Source organism: Microbacterium sp. CBA3102 (assembly GCF_007954505.1).
Taxonomy (GTDB): Bacteria; Actinomycetota; Actinomycetes; order Actinomycetales; family Microbacteriaceae; genus Microbacterium; species Microbacterium aurugineum.
In genome coordinates, this window is the sequence record NZ_CP042412.1 from 2680245 (window position 1) to 2696617 (window position 16373).

The 16373-nt window shown below is 68.1% G+C and carries 16 protein-coding genes and 1 tRNA gene; 8 read left to right on the plus strand and 9 right to left on the minus strand.

The window, feature by feature from the left end; all coding sequences use genetic code 11:
- Window positions 1-3: 3 nt before the first annotated feature.
- The 3 genes from FGL91_RS12750 (at window position 4) to pepN (ending at window position 4098) form a co-directional block, all read left to right on the plus strand.
- On the plus strand, window positions 4-498 hold the full coding sequence (locus tag FGL91_RS12750) for a hypothetical protein (RefSeq protein ID WP_153243980.1): 495 nt from the start codon (window positions 4-6) through the stop codon (window positions 496-498).
- Between the two features lie 90 nt (window positions 499-588).
- Window positions 589-1587: a DNA topoisomerase IB gene (locus tag FGL91_RS12755; RefSeq protein ID WP_153243981.1), complete on the plus strand. Its 999-nt coding sequence runs from the start codon at window positions 589-591 to the stop codon at window positions 1585-1587.
- 12 nt (window positions 1588-1599) lie between these two features.
- Window positions 1600-4098, plus strand: coding sequence for an aminopeptidase N (gene pepN / locus FGL91_RS12760; RefSeq protein ID WP_153243982.1), 2499 nt, complete (start codon window positions 1600-1602; stop codon window positions 4096-4098).
- On the opposite strand, the gene FGL91_RS12765 is transcribed toward pepN, so the two are convergent.
- Both FGL91_RS12765 and FGL91_RS12770 read right to left on the minus strand, forming a co-directional pair.
- The gene (locus FGL91_RS12765; protein WP_227991616.1) at window positions 4095-4625 is read right to left on the minus strand and encodes a GNAT family N-acetyltransferase; all 531 of its coding nucleotides are present in this window, start codon (window positions 4623-4625) and stop codon (window positions 4095-4097) included. The two genes, pepN and FGL91_RS12765, sit on opposite strands and share 4 nt — an antisense overlap.
- Entirely contained in the window at window positions 4622-5260 is a 639-nt protein-coding gene (locus tag FGL91_RS12770; RefSeq protein ID WP_153243983.1) for an MBL fold metallo-hydrolase, read from the minus strand. Before FGL91_RS12770 ends, FGL91_RS12765 begins: the two co-directional genes overlap by 4 nt.
- Window positions 5261-5410: 150 nt before the next feature.
- On the opposite strand from FGL91_RS12770, the gene FGL91_RS12775 reads away from it, so the two are divergent.
- Window positions 5411-5483, plus strand: a tRNA-Glu gene (locus FGL91_RS12775).
- A 55-nt stretch (window positions 5484-5538) separates the two neighbouring features.
- Here FGL91_RS12775 and FGL91_RS12780 read toward each other — a convergent pair.
- From FGL91_RS12780 to FGL91_RS12795, 4 genes are read right to left on the minus strand one after another with little or no spacing between them, the layout of a single operon-like run.
- Window positions 5539-6786 (minus strand): MFS transporter, encoded by a 1248-nt coding sequence (locus tag FGL91_RS12780; RefSeq protein ID WP_131490913.1) that lies wholly within the window; start codon window positions 6784-6786, stop codon window positions 5539-5541.
- A complete protein-coding gene (locus FGL91_RS12785; protein ID WP_047523937.1) occupies window positions 6786-7334 on the minus strand; it encodes a winged helix-turn-helix domain-containing protein in 549 nt (182 codons plus the stop codon). Before FGL91_RS12785 ends, FGL91_RS12780 begins: the two co-directional genes overlap by 1 nt.
- A gap of 60 nt (window positions 7335-7394) precedes the next feature.
- A complete protein-coding gene (locus tag FGL91_RS12790; RefSeq protein WP_153243984.1) occupies window positions 7395-8525 on the minus strand; it encodes a DUF4349 domain-containing protein in 1131 nt (376 codons plus the stop codon).
- Window positions 8522-9082, minus strand: a complete 561-nt coding sequence (locus FGL91_RS12795) for an RNA polymerase sigma factor (RefSeq protein WP_153243985.1) — start codon at window positions 9080-9082, stop codon at window positions 8522-8524. The genes FGL91_RS12790 and FGL91_RS12795 overlap by 4 nt, the downstream gene beginning before the upstream one ends.
- 267 nt (window positions 9083-9349) lie before the next feature.
- Here FGL91_RS12795 and FGL91_RS12800 point away from each other — a divergent pair, with 267 nt between their 5' ends.
- Window positions 9350-10354, plus strand: coding sequence for a TerC/Alx family metal homeostasis membrane protein (locus tag FGL91_RS12800; RefSeq protein ID WP_153243986.1), 1005 nt, complete (start codon window positions 9350-9352; stop codon window positions 10352-10354).
- 23 nt (window positions 10355-10377) lie between these two features.
- On the opposite strand, the gene FGL91_RS12805 is transcribed toward FGL91_RS12800, so the two are convergent.
- Window positions 10378-10974 (minus strand): LON peptidase substrate-binding domain-containing protein, encoded by a 597-nt coding sequence (locus FGL91_RS12805; RefSeq protein WP_153243987.1) that lies wholly within the window; start codon window positions 10972-10974, stop codon window positions 10378-10380.
- A 36-nt stretch (window positions 10975-11010) separates the two neighbouring features.
- On the opposite strand from FGL91_RS12805, the gene FGL91_RS12810 reads away from it, so the two are divergent.
- The gene (locus FGL91_RS12810) at window positions 11011-11508 is read left to right on the plus strand and encodes a DUF427 domain-containing protein (protein ID WP_131490917.1); all 498 of its coding nucleotides are present in this window, start codon (window positions 11011-11013) and stop codon (window positions 11506-11508) included.
- An 18-nt stretch (window positions 11509-11526) separates the two neighbouring features.
- On the opposite strand, the gene FGL91_RS12815 is transcribed toward FGL91_RS12810, so the two are convergent.
- The gene (locus FGL91_RS12815; RefSeq protein ID WP_153243988.1) at window positions 11527-12840 is read right to left on the minus strand and encodes an LLM class flavin-dependent oxidoreductase; all 1314 of its coding nucleotides are present in this window, start codon (window positions 12838-12840) and stop codon (window positions 11527-11529) included.
- Complete coding sequence (locus tag FGL91_RS12820) at window positions 12837-14132, minus strand: O-acetylhomoserine aminocarboxypropyltransferase/cysteine synthase family protein (protein WP_153243989.1); 1296 nt, start codon at window positions 14130-14132, stop codon at window positions 12837-12839. The genes FGL91_RS12815 and FGL91_RS12820 overlap by 4 nt, the downstream gene beginning before the upstream one ends.
- 190 nt (window positions 14133-14322) lie before the next feature.
- Between FGL91_RS12820 and leuC the strand changes: the two genes are divergently transcribed.
- Together leuC and leuD are read left to right on the plus strand one after the other, a co-directional pair.
- Window positions 14323-15768 (plus strand): 3-isopropylmalate dehydratase large subunit, encoded by a 1446-nt coding sequence (gene leuC, locus FGL91_RS12825; protein WP_047523945.1) that lies wholly within the window; start codon window positions 14323-14325, stop codon window positions 15766-15768.
- Between the two features lie 3 nt (window positions 15769-15771).
- Complete coding sequence (gene leuD, locus FGL91_RS12830; protein WP_153243990.1) at window positions 15772-16368, plus strand: 3-isopropylmalate dehydratase small subunit; 597 nt, start codon at window positions 15772-15774, stop codon at window positions 16366-16368.
- Window positions 16369-16373: the final 5 nt, after the last annotated feature.

A 16373-nucleotide genomic window follows, 5' to 3' on the forward strand; every position in this document is an offset into this window, starting at 1 on the left:
GACATGGCTTTGGAACCCCTCTTCCTCCGTCTCGATCGGATCGCGGGCGGCCGCCACGCCGGCGTCGCCATCAGCGAGGCCGACCGCACCCACCCCCGGACGGTGCGCGCCTTCGCGTGGATCCTCTGGCTTCTCGTCGTCGAGCTCGTGATCGGTGTCGGGGCGGTCGTGGTGGCGCTGGTGCTCGCGGTCGACGGAGAGCCCGTTTCATTCGCGGTGTGGATGCGGACGCTCGTGGTCCTCGCGATGACCGTCACGCTGTTCTACTTCGCGTGGCGAGCGCGGCGCGGGTGGCGCTGGGCGTATCAGCGCCTGCGTCTGTTCGCGCAGATCTTCCCGATCATCACGCTCGTGATGGCCGCCATCCCCGGCCTGTATCCGCTGTGGATGGTCTCCGAGCAGATCATCTTCAGCCTCATCATGATCGGTATCGCCGACTTCCTGACGAGCGACCACATGCGTCGTGCGTTCGCCGCACCTCCCTCCGACGACGATTAGCACGCACGGGGCCGCGACGCCACTCCCTATCGCCGGCCGTGACGAGGCGGCATCCTCGTCTGAGGCGAGAGGGTCGAGGAGGGAGAGCGGATGGCGAGACTGAACCGGGTGGTTCCGGGGGAGGACCCCGGGTTCCGCAGGCGGCGATCCGGATCGGGGTTCCGGTATGCGGGTCCCGGGGGAGAGACCGCCCCGGAAGCTGATCGGCAACGCATCGACGATCTGGTGATTCCGCCGGCCTGGCGCGACGTCTGGATCGCTGCGGATCCGTTGGCGCACATCCAAGCGGTCGGGGTCGACGAGGCGGGCCGCAAACAGTACCTCTACCACCCGCTGTGGCGCGTCAGCCGCGACCGCAAGAAGTTCGTCCGCGCCCTCGAACTCGCCGCTGCGCTTCCTGGTGCCAGAGCGCGAGTGACACGGGCTCTCCGCGAGGACGGACAGACGAAGGAGCGCGCGCTGGCGATCGCCTTCCGCCTGCTCGACGATGCGGCACTCCGGATCGGCTCGGAGCGGTACCTGGTGCGTCACGGCAGCCGTGGTCTCACGACCCTGCGGCGTCGTGACGTGCGCGTGTCCGGGAGCGAGGTGGCGTTGTCGTTCCCCGCCAAGAGCGGGCGCACCGCATCGATAGAGATCACCGATGAGGCGCTCGCGGACGCCCTGACCGATTTCGCCGCGGGGAAGTCCGGAGCCTTCCTGCTGGCCTATCGGCGCGGCCGCCGCCGTGTGCGCATCAGCCCGGCCGAAGTGAACGCGTATCTGCGCGAGGTCACCGGCTCCTCCTTCTCGGCGAAGGACTTCCGGACTCTGCACGGGACGATCATCGCCGCCGACGCCCTGGCCCGGATCGGTGAACTCGATCGTCGCAGCGAGCGCAAGCAGGCCGAGCGGCTCGCAGTGCAGGCCGCGGCGACCGCACTCGGCAACACCACCGCCGTCGCACGCGGCAGCTACATCGATCCGAGAGTGTTCACGCAGTATGCGCGGGGGCGCACCCTCGACATCTCCGTGTCGCCCGAGACGGCCATCCGCCGACTGCTGGGCGGACCGGCGACGTCGCGGAAGAGGACGCGGCGATCCGGATGACAGGATGGATACATGGATACAGCCAACCTCACCCGCGAGGAGACCGCAGCGCGATCCGCAGCGGTCACCGTGCACCGCATTCGCGTCGAGCTCGACCTGACCGGCGCCCCCGAGCGGGCTCGCACCGGGTTCCCGACGGTGACGACGCTCGAATTCGACGCGTCCACCGAAGCGACCTGGCTCGACTTCATCGGTGAGGCCGTCACCCGCGTCGTCCTGAACGGTGTCGAGCAGGAGGTCGTGTACGACGGCGCACGGATCTCCCTCGTCGGGCTGGGCCCGTTCAACGTCGTCCGGGTCGAAGCGGTCGGCGCCTACAGCCGTTCGGGCGAAGGACTGCACCGTTTCCACGATCCCGCCGACGACGAGACGTATCTGTACACGCAATACGAGCCCGCCGACTCGCGCCGGGTCATGGCGTGCTTCGAGCAGCCGGACATGAAGGCGTCCTACATCTTCGTGGTCGACGCGCCGTCCGGGTGGGAGGTGCTCTCGAACCAGTCACCGACGCACACGGACCTCGGCGTCGGCGTGCAGCGCGTCGAGTTCGCCCCGACTCTCCCGATCTCGAGCTACATCACCTCGGTCGCCGCCGGCCCCTATACCCGGGTGGACGGCGAGTGGCAGCGCGGCGAGGAACAGGTCGCCCTCGGAGTCTTCGCCCGCCGCTCGCTGGCCCCGTATCTCGAATCCGAGGAGATCCTCGAGGTGACCCGGCAGGGGCTGGACTTCTTCGCGGAAGCGTTCGCCTACCCGTATCCCTGGGGCAAGTACGACCAGATCTTCGTCCCCGAGTACAACCTCGGAGCGATGGAGAACCCGGGGCTCGTCACCTTCACCGAGGCATACCTGTCCCGAGGGGCAGCCACCGAGGCGCAGCGAGCCGCGCGTGCCAACACGATCCTCCACGAGATGGCCCACATGTGGTTCGGCGACCTCGTGACCATGACCTGGTGGGACGATCTGTGGCTCAAGGAGTCCTTCGCCGACTACATGGGCGCACACGCGTCCGCCGTCGCGACGCGTTTCCATGACGCGTGGGTCAAGTTCGCCGCGAGTCGCAAGGCGTGGGCCTACCAGCAGGATCAGTTGCCGACGACGCACCCGATCGTGGCGGATATCACCGATCTCGAAGCCGCGAAACTCAACTTCGACGGCATCACCTATGCCAAGGGTGCTGCGGTGCTGAAGCAGCTCGTCGCGTTCGTCGGGGACGAGGCGTTCTTCGAGGGCGCCCGTCGCTACTTCGCGGCGAACGCGTTCGGGAACACGACTCTGGACGACTTCCTCGTGCAACTCAGTGCCGTGTCCGGACGTGACATGAGCGACTGGTCAGCGTCATGGCTGCAGACCTCCGGCGTGTCGACGATCCGGCTGGAGAGCGACGACGACGAGCGCCGTTTCCTCGTGCAGACGGATCCCCGCCCGCACCGGCTCCGCATCGGGCTCTACGGGCGCGAAGATGGTCGCATCGTCCGGAAGGACCAGCAGGAACTCGATCTGCTCGGTGAACGGACCGAGGTGGAGCTCGATGACGCCGATCTGGTGCTGCTCAACGACGACGATCTCACCTATGCGAAGGCGCGACTGGACGAGGCGTCCCTGCGCACCGTCGAGGAGTCCCTCTCGTCGATCGAAGACCCGCTGGCCCGCGCCCTGGTGTGGTCGTCGCTGTGGAACGCCACCCGCGACGGCGAGCTCAGCGCGACGCGCTACCTCGCGATCGTGCGCACGCATGCTCCGGCGGAGTCGAACAGCGGACTCCTGTCCGGCGTCCTCGCCAATGCGGTCCACACGATCCGGCACTTCGTCGCACCCGCCCGGCGCGACGACGAGCAGCGCACCTGGACCGACTCCGTGTGGAATGCGCTTCAGGCCGCGGACGTCGGGAGCGACGCGCAGCTCTCGTGGGCGCGGGCTCTGGCGACGGCCTCCGCGTTCGACGATGTGCACAGCGAACGGGTGCGCGCACTGCTCGACGGGGACGTGCCCGAGGGTCTCGTCGTCGATCCTGACCTGCGCTGGCAGCTCCTCACGGCACTCGTCGCGACGGGGCATGCCGACCTCGCAGACATCGCGGCCGAGGAGGAACGCGACGACACGGGGAGTGGGCGCACGGCGGCGCGGCGCGCACGTGCCTCGCGCCCGGAAACCGCCGTGCGACGCGGCGCGTGGGAGTCGGCGTGGAATGACGAATCGCTCAGCAACGACCACTTGGATGCCGAGATCGACGGCTTCCGCGCCGGGGGACGCCGAGACCTCATCGCGAGCTTCGATGAGGAGTATTTCCGCCGTATCGGTGCGGCATGGAGCGGACGCAGCATCGAGATCGCTCGAAGGCTGGTCCTCGGGTTCTTCCCTGCGGGCGACACCCTCGGCCCCGTCGACGCCTGGCTTGCGGACAACGAGGCCGCCCCGGCCGCACTTCGTCGCCTGGTCGTCGAGCAGCGGGATCACCTGCAACGCGACCTCCGGGTACGCGCCGCACAGGACGCGTCCGCCGAGGGCTAAGCCGGGGCGACCTGCATGCCCATGACCGTACGTACGATCCACGGGTGGGCGCGGTCGTCGTCGATGTGCGTCATGCCGAGGTTCTCGGCGACCCCGCGCGACGCGGTGTTGGCGGGGTGGATGATCGCCGTCAGCAGGGTGGGGGCGAGTTCGCGGGCGACGAGTTCGACGCATGCCCTCGCGGCTTCCGTCGCGTAGCCCCGGCGCTGACTCGCGCGACGGACGTGATAGCCGACCTCCAGCACCGGAGCGTCGTTCGCGGACTGCCAGGTCAGACCGCAGTCCCCGATGAACTCACCGTCGTGCGTCTCGATCACCCAGAGCCCATGCCCGTGTTCCCGGTAGCGCTCCTGCATCCGCGCGATCCATTCGGCGCTCTCCGCGCGCGTCTTCACGGCCGGGTAGAAGGCCATGACCTCCGGATCGCCGAGCATCTCGGCGATCTGATCGAGGTCGTCTTCCCTCATCTCGCGGAAGCGCAGGCGGGCGGTCGGCGAGGGGAGGAGCCGGCGTGCTGCGCCGGTCACAGGTCGAGGGTGTCGCCGGGCTCCAGCACGAAGAACTCGCCGCCGCCCTGCTCGGTGGCCCATTGCAGGCGCTGCCGGTGCATGTTCTTGCCGATGACCGACAGCGTCATGTCGTGGGTGCCGAACGCGCGGCGTGGCGCGACGGCGAGCACGTAGTCCATCGCTTCGCCGATCTTCAACCAGGGCGCTCCGAGCGGCGCGGCGAGAGTGCCCACCGAGATGCCTTCGGGGACAGCGTAGGAGTCGCCGGGGTAGTAGAGCTCGTCGTTGACGAGGACGCCGACGTTTTCCACGGAGGGGAGAGATGAGTGGATGACCTCGTGCATGCCGCCGAAGAAACGCAGAGTGAAACCGCCGACCTCGACGGTGTCACCTGGGGAGACCACGGTGATGTCGTAGCCCTCTGCCGCGCGCGCGACGCCGGCGGGCGCGAAGATCGGGGTGCCGGGCGCCGTGCGCAGCAGACGGTCGAAGTGCTCAGGGGTCCAGTGGTCGGGATGCTCGTGCGTGATCACGATCCCGACGAGATCGCTGAGATCGTTCACGGGTGCCGTGAAGGACCCCGGATCGATCAGGAGGGTCCTGTCGTTCGCATCGAGACGGAGAGCAGCATGTTCGAACTTGGTGACGCGCATGAGATGAGTCAACTCCTTCGTCTGCTCCACGGCAAACGGATTCCGCGCGCCACGCCCGGGGGTCACGAGGAGGCGGCCTCGATTTTGCGGACGGAGAAACGCCGTGGCATACTTGAACGGTTGTCGCGCGACGGAAACGTTTCGCCAGACGGCCCCATCGTATAGCGGCCTAGTACGCTGCCCTCTCACGGCGGTAACGCGGGTTCGAATCCCGCTGGGGTCACACAACACGAGAAAGCCTCCGGTTCGCCGGAGGCTTTCTCGCTTTTCAGAGGCCGTCATTCTGCCGGGGCCGAGCGAAGCGCCATCGTGCGGAAGGTCCTGTTGCTCAGCGGCAGGATCATCAGCGCCATCATCGCGCCGCCGAACAGGGTGAACGGCACCCACAGGCTCGTGAGTGAGGCGAGCGCGCCGAACCCCGCCATCGCCAAAGGCATCAGGCAGTCGTCTCCCAACCGGGTCAGCGACCCCATCCGGCCGAGATAGGCGGTGTCGACGGTGGCTGAGAAGGTCGCGCTCAGCAAGACCGAGGCGTATCCGGCTGTCGCTCCGATCACGAAGGCGGCCGTCGCCACGGTCCACGCCGGCCCGAACCCGAGCGCGACGATCCCTGCCCCTTGGACCACCAGGGCCCAGAAGCCACCGCGCGCTTCGTGGCGGGGTCGCCACTTCGCGACCGAGACGGCCCCGATCGCCGCGCCCAGACCGAGGAGGGCTTCGAAGAGGCCGACCGCCTGCGCGCCCCAGCCTTCGGCGTGTGCGCGCAACGCGAGGCCGATCCCGACAGCGGGCCCCACGGCGAGGTTCAGACCCGACAGCGCGATCACGAGGGTGCGCGTGGTCGGATTCGCGGAGAGGTGCGCGAATCCTCGCGCGATGCCGCGCAGCGCCGACTCCTTCTCGGCCCGGGCGAGCCGGAACCGCGGTCGCAACCAGATCGCGATGAAGGCGGCGACGAGCGCGAACGTCAGCGCATTCAGCGAAGCGCTGCCGACGAGGCCGGCGTGCGCCACGATGATCCCGCCGATCGCCGCGCCACCCATGGTGCCGAGTCGCGACGCGGTCTGCGCGGCCGCCCCGTACGACGGTAGATCCGTCGGTCGGACCAGCTGTCGCGCGATGGTGCCCGCCGACGGCTCGTAGAACGCGTCGCACACCCCGAACGCGATCGCGGCGAACAGCAGGATCGCCACGGATGGGGGCGTTGTGAGGACCCACACGGCCACGGTGACGAGCACGCCCACGCGGAGGATGGTGAAGAAGAGCATGATCCGCCGCGCATCGGCACGGTCGGCGATGACGCCGCCGAACAGCAGGATCGCCGCCCGGGGGATGGTCCCGGCTGCGACGATCAGGCCGGCGACGGCCGGCGACGCGATCTGCACGGCTGTCCAGGCGAGTGCGATCGTCCAGAGTGCATCCCCCGCGTCGGAGAGGGCCTTGACGCCGATCCATGCGTGCACGCGGTGATCGCGGCGGAACTCCGGGGGAGTGAGGAGCACGGTCGGCTCGCTGAGGGTGGCCATCACGGCACCGTCGGGAAGGCGTGGGCGAACACGAAGATGGGCGTGCGCGACTGGTCGTCCGCGAGATCGATGCCGTCCTGCCACTCGCGGATCGTCGCCAGGAGTCGAGCGGAAAGATCTCGCAACTCATCGGGAGAAGCCCAGGTCGTGGTCTCGGTGTTGGAGCCGTCATACCCGACGTAGGCAGGATCGTGTCGGTGCCTGTGCCACTGCTGGAGTCGCTCGATCTGCATCCGGATGCCCTGGCGTTGCGCCTCTCGGGCGAGAAGGGCGTCGGAGGGGGAGTCCGCGTAGTCGTCGGTCGACCAGGTCAACCCTCTCCGTGCGACAGCCCACCAGCTGGTGCGCTTGTCACCGTCCGGGTCGGGAACGCGCTCGACGACCCCTGCTCGCTCGAGCATGCGCAGGTGGTGGCTGATGCTGCCGACCTGGCTCTCGAGTGCGCGGGCGAGCGTCGTCACCTGAGACGTCCCGTACAGGAGGAGGTAGTCGTAGATGCGGCGACGCAACGGATGGTGCACGGCGGTGATCACGGAGATGTCTTCCACGGGAGAAGACGCTAATCTCGCCCGTGCAGACGCACAAGCCTTCTTGTATACCCCGGAAAATCAGGCTTCTTCGGTGCCCGTACGGTCTCCGGTTGACGCGTGCGCGGCGCGACGGGCCCGGCGTGACCGGCGGACCAGCCACACGATCAGGATGACGACTCCGGCGATCGCCAGCCACGGGAGGATGAATCCGACCGCGACCACGAGCGCGTTCAGCGAGACCACGAGGCCGTTCCATCCGGCGAGGAGGCCGTCGCTGAATCCGGCGGGGTCAGCAGTGGTGGGAGAGTTCTCCCGGGTCAGCTGCACCTGCAGGGATGACATCGCCACCTGGTCCTGCAGTGCCTCGAGCTGCTGTTCGTACGACTCGAGCTGCGCTTGCCGATCGGTCAGCGCGACTTCCGCCTCGATCAACTCGGACACGCTGCCCGACTGCGACATCAACTCGGTGAGACGATCGACCGATGCTCTGGTCGAGTCGATCCGCGCCTGCAGATCGATGGAGATCGAGGTCACATCCTGCTTCGACGTCGATGAGGAGAGGACGTCCCCGACGTCGCCGAGCGCGGCGATCACCTCGGGCAGGTCATCGGACGGCACGCGGATGCTGATCCACCCGTACGCGGAGTCGGTCGGCGCCGGCTCGGAGGTGCCGTCCATCGCGGCCGCCTTGCCGATCTCCGTGCTCTCCACGTATCCGCCGTGGTCGGCGGCGAGTGCGGCGATGGTCGTCGCGGCTTCGGGAATCCTCGGCACCTGAACCGTGGCCTGTGCGGTGGCGATGATCTCCCGATCGCTGTCGACAGCGCCATCGACGGCACCTTCGACGGCACCGCCCGCATCAGTGGTCCCTTCGGCGAGCATCTCCGGAACACTCTCGGCCATGCGGTCGGGCGAGGAGGAGGAAGCGTCGGTGGCGGCATCCCCGGACATGCTCCACCCGCCCGCGGTGACCGTAGTGGAGCCGCCGACCGCGCCGAGGATCGGGGGAGTCACGAGCACGCCGATGACGAAGGCTGCGGCGATGCCACCGCCTGTCAGCCAGCGCCGTCGTCGCGTGCGTGCGCGGGCCGAAGCCAGGTTCACCGGCGCACGCTCGGCGGCGATCTCGGCGAACACCGACTCCTCGATGCGGGCGATGGTCTCGTCCGACACGACCGGCAACTCGCCGTGGGGGTTCTGATCGTTCATGCGTCTCTCGCTTCCTGGACGGTACCGCGCAGTCGGGTGCGCACTCGGGAGAGACGGTTTCGGACGACGGCGTGGGTGATGCCCAACTCTTCGGCGGCCGCCTGGTAGGCGTAGCCCTCAGACGCGCAGAGTCGGAAGATCTCCCGGTCGAGCTCGTTCAGGGTGCCCACCTCGGCGGCGATCCGTGCGGCGAGCTCAGACGTGATGACCTGCTCCTCCACGCTGATCGTGTCCGGCAACAGCGTCGCATCCACGGCTTCGGCGGTGTGCGCCTGATCACGTCGCTGCTGGCGGAGCCGGTTCGCGGCCTGGAACCGGCAGATCGTCGCCAACCACGGCAGGATCGATTCGCCCTGGAGGTCGAGGGCGGGGAGCTTCCGCCAGGCGACGACGAACGTCTCCTGCGTGACATCCTCCGCATCGGCGGCCGATGCGAGTATCCCTCGGGCGATCCAGTAGACCGGCCGGACATGCGCGCGGTACAGCTCGCGGAAGGCGCTCTCCTCGCCTGCCGCGGCCTGGGCCGCCCATTTCTGATCACTCGTCTGCACGGGCATCCTGATTCCGTTCGGTGTCTCTCACCCGGGAAGTGTCGACGGAGTCCTCATCGTCTCAGATCCTGTTCCGTCGATGTCCGCCGCGTGGGCGGTTCCCCACGCTCCCAGCACTCCGGTAGCATTGCCCGAGCGAGAGGGAGTATCCCGGATCCGCGCGTAACGTCATCACGAGCACCGTCATCGTTGCTCCGGGCGCGCGACGCACCACTGTGCGGGGGAGAGACTTTCGAGTCATTCCCGACCCTTCGCGAAAGGTGCAGTGCGCCGTTGGAAATCCCCGTCTGGTTCGAGATCACGTCGATGGTCGTCCTCACCATCATCCTGATCGCCGATCTGCTGCTCATCCGGCTGCGGCCGCACATCCCTTCCACGAAGGAGTCCACCCTCTGGGTGGTGTTCTACGTCGGCCTCGCGCTCCTCTTCGCCGTGCTCCTCGGCAACGTCGGCGGCTGGCAGAATGCGGGTGACTTCATCACCGGCTGGGCACTGGAATACAGCCTGTCGATCGACAACCTGTTCGTGTTCGTGCTGATCATGGCTCAGTTCGCGGTGCCGCGACGTCTCCAGCAGCAGGTGCTGATGGTCGGCATCATCATCGCCCTCATCCTGCGTGGACTGTTCATCCTCGCGGGCGTCGCGATCGTCGAGAACTTCTCGCCGATCTTCTACCTCTTCGGAGCGTTCCTCATCTGGACGGCGATCCGTCAGGCCATGCCGGACGGAGACCACGAGGGTGAGGTGCAGCGCGAGAACTTCGTCGTCCGTCTGCTGCGGCGTCGGATCGACATCAGCGAGACGTACGACGGGTCCAAGATCCGCACCACGGTGGACGGCAAGCGCATGTGGACCCCGATGATCATCGTCTTCATCACCATCGGAGTGACGGACCTGATCTTCGCGATCGACTCCATCCCCGCGATCTTCGAGATCACTACCAACGGATTCCTCGTCTTCGCGGCCAACATCTTCGCGCTCATGGGTCTTCGTCAGCTCTACTTCCTGCTCGGCGACCTGCTCGACCGTCTCCGCTACCTGCACTACGGCATCGCCGTCATCCTGGGCTTCATCGGTGTCAAGCTGATCCTCCACGCCCTGCACGTCAACGAGCTGCCGTTCATCAACGGCGGCGAGCACGTCGAATGGGTGCCCGACATCAGCAACATGGTCTCGCTCGGGGTGATCCTGGCGTCGATGACCATCGCGACGATCGCGAGCCTGATCGCCTCCTCGCGGGAGAAGCGAGCGGCGAGGGTCGCGACGCCGGCGGAGTGAGCTCCCTCAGCGTCGCCGACGTCTCACTCGTCTGACCACAGAAGCTCGGCCTCGAGCGTGAGGTCGATGATCTGACGGAGCAGCGACCCGACTGTGGCGGACTGCAAGAGGGCGTATCTGTCGTACTCGCCGAGAGGTGCGATCGCCGCGAGCTGCCATGCCGCGGCGATCGGATCGTCCGAGAGCTCCGTGCCGGAATCCCACGGGGCCTCGGGGGCGCGCGCGAGGGTGCGCCGCACGATGGCCTCGGCCTCCGTGCGCATCGGGGTGAGCTGGTCGTTCCAGTCGAGCTCCGGCAGCGGCGTGACCTCGGCTCGGGGATATGGCTCGTCAGCCAGCCACTCGTCGACCGAGAACCGTTCGGTGCCGACGGCGACGGCGACCAGCGCGTCAGCGCCGGTGGAGATGCTGACCAGCCGCGCGGTCGTCCCGATGCGACGGCGCTGGTCGCCCCCACCGACCTCCTGGCCGCGTTCGATGAGAACGACACCGAATCGCGGGTCATCCTCGTCCAGAAGCCGCCCGATCAAGGTGAGATAGCGCGGCTCGAACACGCGGAGCGGAAGCGGGGTGTACGGGAACAGCACCGAGCCGAGCGGGAACATCGGGAGGGCGGTCATGGCACCAGTCAACACCGAGAGACGTACAGTGAACAGATGCGCAGACCTCGCCCCGAAATCCCCGCCGCCGGTCAGGAGTCCGTCTGGGACTACCCGAGGCCGCCGCGCGTCGAGCCCGTCGGCGAGCGCATCACCATCCGCCTTGCGGGGAACCTGATCGCTGACACCCGCGATGCCGTGCGTGTGCTGGAGACGAGTCACCCTCCGGTGTATTACCTTCCGATGGCCGACTTCGTCCCCGGCGCACTGGTCGAGGCCTCGGGCTCGTCGTTCTGCGAGTTCAAGGGGGCCGCCCGTTACTTCGACGTGCGCAGCGGAGACACCCTGCGCCAGGGGGCGGCCTGGAACTACCCGCATCCCTCTCCGGGCTTCGAGATGCTGACCGATCGGGTCGCCGTCTACGCCGCACCGATGGACGAGTGCACGGTCGGCGGCGAGGTCGTGGTACCGCAACCCGGCGGGTACTACGGCGGGTGGGTCACCTCGTCCGTCGTCGGTCCCTTCAAAGGCGGGCCGGGCTCGCTGGGCTGGTGACGGTCGCCTGACGGCCGGTCAGAACGCGTGCAGGTTCGCCTGCAGGCCGCCGTGCGAGTACTCCCGGCGGAGGATGCCGCGACGGCGCAGGATCGGCACGAGCTCGTCGAGCGTGCGATGCAGCGTGACCGGATGGAAGTCTCCCCACAGCAGCACGCCGTCGTTGCCCCATTCGCCGAGCTCTTCGATCAGGTCGGCGAACTCGTCCGCGGTTCCGACGAAGCCCGTCCGATCGCTGATCCGTCCGGTCCGGGCGAGCGCCGTCAGGTGCGCGCGCAACGGGGCGTCCTCTCCACGGTCGCCGATCAGACGCTGAATGCTGCCGCGCGAGACGTGGGAGCCGAAGAGCGAGGGAGGCAGGGGTTCGTCGAGATCGAGGGAGGTCAGATCGGTCTCGAGATCGCTGGACTGCTTGCGGGCGATCTGCAGGAGTGCTCCGTCGTCGGGGTGCGCGGAGGCCGCCACGACGCGATCCGCCTCTTCGCGCGACGGCGTGATCACGGGTTGGATGGCGAACAGGACCTTGACGTCCTCGGGGCGTCGTCCTTCGGCGACGGCAGCCGCGTGCACCCGGGAGCGGTAGTCGCGCACCGACTTCTCGTTCAGCGGTGCGAGGGCGAGTTGCACATCGGAGTTCGCGCCCGCGAACCCGAGCCCGCGACCGGAACCTCCGGGGGAGACGATCGCAGGGTCGCCGTCGGTGAAGGGGAGGGCGTTGAGCGGGCCGTCGAAGGCGAAGTGCTCGCCACGGTGCTCGACAGCGCGCAGCCGCGAGCCGTCGGCGAACACGTCGGTCGCGCGATCGGCGATGAGGGCGCCGTCCTCCCAGCTGTGCCACAGGGCACGGATCCCGGCGAGCCATTCCTCGGCGCGGTCGTACGCCTCGTCGTGGCCGAGCTGCGGGGCGTCGGAGAAGTGACGCGCGCTGCCGGTGTCGGTGACCACGTTGAGTCCCAGCCGATGTCCGCTCGCGTGCTGCAGGGTCGCGAACTGGCGCGCCGCTGTATAGGGGAGGTGCGCCGCAGGGTTCACGGTCGGCACCACACCGAGATGCCTCGTCGCCTGGAAGAGGTAGGGGGCCAACAGCAGCGGATCGTGCTTCGGCCCGCCGAACGCGTGGCGCACGCGCAGGTCGATCGTCGAGGGCGAACCCAGCGACGGCGCGTCCTCGATGATGACCAGGTCGAACCCCGCCTGCTCGAGCGTCCGTGCCGCCTCCTGATAGACCTCGGGACGCGTCCAGTCGTAATCCCAGTCGAGGGACGGGTACCCCCAGCCCTGCGGCCCGAAGCCGCGGGCGAGGAACCAGCCGAAGTGCTGAAGGCGGCTCATGCCACCGTCTCCCGCACGCCCTCGAGCACCTGTGCCAGATCCGAGAGGAGGTCGTCGAGGTCCTCGATGCCCACCGAGAGCCGGAGCGTGCCCGCACGCACGCCGAGCCCCTCGCGCTCCTGCTCGGTGCGCTGAGCATGGCTCGTCGTCCCGGGGTGCAGGACCAGGGATCGCACATCGCCGAGGTGCGTCATGTGCGTGAACACCTGCACCTGCTCGACGAATCGTCGTGCTGCCGGGAGGCCGCCCCGGAGCGTGAACGTGAACACCGAGCCGAATCCGCCTTCCAGGTACCGGTTCGCGGTCGCGTGGTCAGGGTGCGACGGCAGGCCGACGTAGTCGACGCTTTCCACCTCCGGATGCTCTTCGAGCCAGCGGGCGATCTGCAGGGCGCTGCGGGATTGCCGCTCCACGCGCAGTCCGAGTGTTTCCACGCCCTGGCCGATCAGGAACGCATTGAACGGGGAGGGCGAGGCGCCGAATCGCGGAGCCACCGACTCCCGGGCATAGGCGATGCGAGCGCGGCCTCCGTGGCGCGCGAAGACGCTGGGCGCGTCGCCGCGGCCCGGGAGCACGAGATGGGGCGCGTTGTGGCCTGCGCCTTCGGCGTCGAAGCGTCCGTCGTCGACGATCACGCCACCCAGCACGGAACCATGCCCGGCGAGGAACTTCGACGCCGAGTGGACCACGATCGCGGCGCCGTGTTCCAGAGGGCGCAGAATCGCCGGTGTCGCGAGGGTGTTGTCGACGATCAGCGGGATCGCGAACTCTTCCCCGACGGTGCTGACGGCGCGGATGTCGAGCACGTCGTTGCGGGCGTTCGCGATCGATTCGGCGAACAGCGCGCGGGTGTTCGGGCGGATCGCGCTCCGCCAGGCGTCCGGGTCGGCGATGTCGTCGATGAACGTCGTCTCGATGTCGAGCCGCGCGAGGTTGTCGAGGAGCAGGCCCCGGGTGCCCTCGTAGATGTGCGTGGACGACACGATGTGGTCGCCGGCGGCCGCGACGGTGAGCAGGGCTGTGGCGACCGCCGCCTGGCCGCTGGCGACGAGCACGGCGTCCGCGCCCGACTCCAGCGCGGCGAGCTGGCGTTCCACGGCGCGGACGGTCGGGTTCCCGGTGCGGGTGTAGCCGAAGCCCGCTCCGGTGCGGAAGTGGTCGGCCGCGTGATCGAAGTCGTCGAACTCGAAGCCCGCCGTCAGGTAGATCGGTGTCGCGCGCGATGCGGCGGTCTCCCGGTCGCGCGCCGCATGGACCGCGCGGGTGGCGAAGCGGGGGTGTGCGACGGTCATGCGGTGCCTCTCGGTCGTTCGGTGCTCAACAGAGTGTCATGGCGGATCGGAGCACGGCCGAGCGGTGGTAATCTGACGTCATGCGGACCGTGCTCCTTCTTCTTATGGGCCGCGACGAGACCTCGATCTAGAGCCCCTCCTCGTCGCGGAGTCCATCGTGGGCCGAACCGTCAGCCACAGGAGACACGCAATGACCACCCCCGCACACAGTGCTGATCCGTCACGCCGCAGGACACTCGCCGAGAAGGTCTGGGACGACCACTTGGTCGTCAAGGGCGACAACGGCGAGCCCGACCTGATCTACATCGACCTGCACCTCGTGCACGAGGTGACGAGCCCCCAGGCCTTCGATGGGCTGCGCACCGAAGGACGACCGCTGCGCCGGCTCGACCTCACGATCGCGACCGAGGACCACAACACGCCGACCTGGGAGATCGACAAGCCGATCGCCGACCTCACCAGCCGCACGCAGATCGAGACCCTGCGACGCAACGCGGCGGAGTTCGGTGTGCGTCTGCATTCACTCGGTGACGCGGAGCAGGGCATCGTGCACGTCGTCGGGCCGCAGCTCGGTCTGACCATGCCGGGGATCACGGTGGTCTGCGGAGATTCGCACACCTCGACCCACGGGGCGTTCGGTGCGATGGCGTTCGGTATCGGCACGAGCGAGGTCGAGCACGTCATGGCCACGCAGACGCTTCCGCTCAAGCCGTTCAAGACGATGGCGATCAACGTCGACGGGACGCTGCGTCCCGGGGTCACGGCGAAGGACATCATCCTTGCGGTGATCGCGAAGATCGGCACGGGTGGCGGACAGGGCTACGTGCTCGAGTACCGCGGCAGCGCGATCCGCGCCCTTTCGATGGAGGGGCGCATGACGATCTGCAACATGTCGATCGAGGCCGGTGCGCGCGCAGGCATGGTCGCCCCTGACGAGACGACCTTCGCGTACCTCGAGGGGCGCCCGCACGCGCCCAAGGGCCAGGATTGGGAGGACGCGGTCGCCTATTGGCGCACGCTGCCGACCGACGAGGGCGCGACGTTCGACGCCGAGGTGTTCATCGACGCCGACGAGCTCGAACCGTTCGTGACCTGGGGGACCAACCCCGGTCAGGGAAGCTCGCTGTCCGCCTCCGTGCCGGACCCGGCGCAGATCGTCGATCCCAACGAACGCGCCGCGGCGGAGCGTGCGCTGGAGTACATGGACCTGACCCCCGGCACGCCGCTCAAGGAAGTGCCGGTGGATGCGGTCTTCATGGGGTCGTGCACGAACAGTCGCATCGAGGACCTGCGCGCCTTCGCCTCGGTCATCGAAGGCAAGAAGAAGGCGGACGGCGTCCGCGTCATGGTGGTCCCCGGATCCGCGCGGGTGCGCCTGGAGGCCGAGGCGGAGGGCTTGGACAAGGTCATCAAGGACTTCGGAGCGGAGTGGCGCTTCGCCGGCTGCTCGATGTGCTTGGGCATGAACCCCGACCAGCTCGCGCCGGGGGAGCGCTGCGCCTCCACATCCAACCGCAACTTCGAGGGCCGTCAGGGCAAGGGAGGGCGCACACATCTCGTGTCGCCGCTCGTCGCCGCCGCCACCGCGATCCGTGGCACGCTGTCCAGCCCGAGCGATCTGACCGAAGGGTTCTGAATCATGGAGAAGTTCACCACTCACACCGGCATCGCGGCGCCGTTGAAGCGCTCGAACGTGGACACCGACCAGATCATCCCCGCCGTCTTCCTCAAGCGGGTCACCAAGACCGGCTTCGAGGATGCGCTGTTCCACGGATGGCGCCAGGACCCGGAGTTCGTCCTCAACCAGCCGGCGTTCCAGGGCGCGTCCGTGCTTCTCGCCGGACCCGACTTCGGCACCGGCTCCAGCCGTGAGCACGCGGTCTGGGCCCTGCGCGACTTCGGCTTCAAGGTCGTGCTCAGCCCTCGTTTCGCCGACATCTTCCGCGGTAATTCCGGCAAGCAGGGCCTCCTCGCGGCGACCATCTCCGAAGAGGATCTCGAGCGTTTCTGGGCCGAGATCGACCGGAATCCCGGGGTGTCGATGACCGTCGACCTCGAGGCGCGGACGGCGTCCATCGGCGACGTCCAGGCCGACATCGGGATCGACGATTACACTAGATGGCGGCTCCTCGAAGGGCTCGATGACATCGGGCTCACGCTGCGCAACGAAGACAAGATCGCGCAGTTCGAGGCCCGTCGCGAGTCGTGGCGGCCACAGACCCTTCCCGTTCAGTAGACGGT